The sequence below is a fragment of the Aminobacter sp. GW821-FHT11F06 genome (assembly GCF_058808215.1).
This window is the reverse complement of sequence record NZ_JBXARL010000013.1, coordinates 108,719-110,673: the sequence shown is the minus strand read 5'-3', so window position 1 is coordinate 110,673 and position 1,955 is coordinate 108,719. Positions and strand designations below refer to the sequence as shown.

Here is a 1,955-nt window from a genome sequence, read left to right as displayed (position 1 = left end):
AACACGACAAGGGCGGGAACGCCAACCTGACGGGCAAGCAGGATGTGCTCGCGGGTCTGCGGCATCGGGCCGTCGGCAGCCGACACGACCAGGATCGCGCCGTCCATCTGGGCAGCACCGGTGATCATGTTCTTGACGTAGTCGGCGTGGCCGGGGCAATCGACATGGGCGTAGTGGCGAGCCGGCGTCTCGTATTCGACGTGGGCCGTCGAAATGGTGATGCCGCGGGCCTTTTCTTCCGGCGCTGCGTCGATCTGATCGTAGGCCTTGAACTCGCCGAAATACTTGGTGATCGCCGCCGTCAGCGACGTCTTGCCGTGGTCAACGTGACCAATCGTGCCAATGTTCACATGAGGCTTATTACGCTCGAATTTACCTTTTGCCATTGTCTCTTTCCTTGGGCATCGGGACCTTGGTTCCGGTCGGATGCGGGGCGATTACCGATAAAGGCCGAAAAAGACAAGCGTCTTTTGGCCAAAGGCCGAGGTCGGGCTCAAAAGCCGCGGTGCTCTTTCAGTGCTGGACGCACATATGGTGGCAAGCGAATGCAAATAAAAGGCTTCTCGCTTCGGGAGAAAGCCCTGGAGCGGGTAGCGGGAATCGAACCCGCGTATTCAGCTTGGAAGGCTGCTGCTCTACCATTGAGCTATACCCGCGCCCTGAGCGCAGCGCGCCTGTTCAGGAGCGAAGCACGCTCTGGTATTCACCTTGCGGCATGGCCCTCTGAAAGATGAGATCACCTTTCGAGGCCATGCGTTTTATGGCTTCCGAGCCGGCAGTGGTGGAGGAGGTTGGATTCGAACCAACGTAAGCTGAGCTAACGGATTTACAGTCCGTCCCCTTTAACCACTCGGGCACTCCTCCAACTGCTTTGCCGGAGCCATGCAACGAGGCATTTTTCGATCCCGGTTCTGAGCAACGTGCCCTGCCCCGAAATCTGGGTGGGCTTATGGCGACAAGGATTTGGCCTGTCAACCGGACAGGGTGCGTTTTCATGCGGATTATTCAAAGCGCCTGATAACGGGCCGTATCCAAAGCCAGGAGCTGGCGCTATAGCAGGCGCATGAACGATACAAAAAAGCCCGGAACACCCAAGGATAGCCACTACGCCAAGCTGCGTCGCACCTTCCGCGACCAGAAAAGCGGCGGCGCGCCTGAATTCAAGCCACGCAAGCCTGTGCCGCCCGGGGAGAACGCTCCCGACGGGCGGGTGCGGCTCTACGGGCTGCATACGGTGCGCGCTGCACTCGACAATCCGCGCCGCAAGATCCGCCATATGTGGGTCACCCGCAATGCGCTGGAACGGCTGGAGATCGCCGACCTTGGTGCCCTGCCCTTCGCCACCGAATTGGTGGAACCCAAAGACATCGACAAGATCACCGGTTCGGACGCCGTGCATCAGGGCGTGCTGATCGAGGCCGAGCCGCTGCAAGCCAAGGCATTGTCGGCGCTGGGTGATTCGCCGTTGATTCTGGTGCTCGACCAGGTCACCGACCCGCACAATGTCGGCGCGATCATACGCTCGGCGGTGGCTTTCGGTGCCGGTGCGCTTGTCACCACGCAGCGCCACAGCCCCAACGAGAGCGGCGTGCTCGCCAAATCGGCATCAGGGGCGCTCGAACACATCGACCTGATCGAAGTGCGCAATCTCTCTGACGCGCTCGGTGAGTTGCATGAGGCCGGCTTCCAGACGATCGGACTTGATTCGGAAAGCCCTGCGGAGCTCGAAAAGACGTTTTCGGGCAACAGGGTCGCACTGGTGCTCGGTGCCGAGGGCAAAGGCCTGCGTCAAAAGACACGCGAGACGGTGACTGCGCTTGCCCGCCTCGACATGCCAGGCGTAATCCATTCGCTCAACGTGTCCAATGCGGCGGCAATCTCGCTTTATGCGGCAAGGAAGTTTTTGGGCTGAGATAAGTCAGAGCCTCCTGGTGTCGGTGGGGGGGGGTTTTGTT

At 60.1% G+C, this 1,955-nt stretch carries 2 protein-coding genes and 2 tRNA genes; 1 reads left to right on the top strand and 3 read right to left on the bottom strand.

What is annotated here, in order from left to right; all coding sequences use genetic code 11:
• The 3 genes from AC1RTB_RS24705 to AC1RTB_RS24695 all read right to left on the bottom strand — a co-directional run.
• The coding region (locus AC1RTB_RS24705; protein WP_492881811.1) for a GTP-binding protein at positions 1–386 on the bottom strand (386 nt) is incomplete at its 3' end.
• A 196-nt stretch (positions 387–582) separates the two neighbouring features.
• Positions 583–656 (bottom strand) — tRNA-Gly (locus AC1RTB_RS24700).
• A gap of 123 nt (positions 657–779) precedes the next feature.
• Positions 780–864 (bottom strand) — tRNA-Tyr (locus AC1RTB_RS24695).
• A 199-nt stretch (positions 865–1,063) separates the two neighbouring features.
• Between AC1RTB_RS24695 and rlmB the strand changes: the two genes are divergently transcribed.
• Complete coding sequence (rlmB, locus tag AC1RTB_RS24690) at positions 1,064–1,912, top strand: 23S rRNA (guanosine(2251)-2'-O)-methyltransferase RlmB (protein WP_492881810.1); 849 nt, start codon at positions 1,064–1,066, stop codon at positions 1,910–1,912.
• The last annotated feature ends 43 nt before the right edge of the window (positions 1,913–1,955 follow it).

Excerpts from the sequence above, each read along its gene's own strand:
- rlmB (WP_492881810.1), top strand. The coding sequence starts at position 1,064 with ATGAACGATACAAAAAAGCCCGGAACACCCAAGGATAGCCACTACGCC.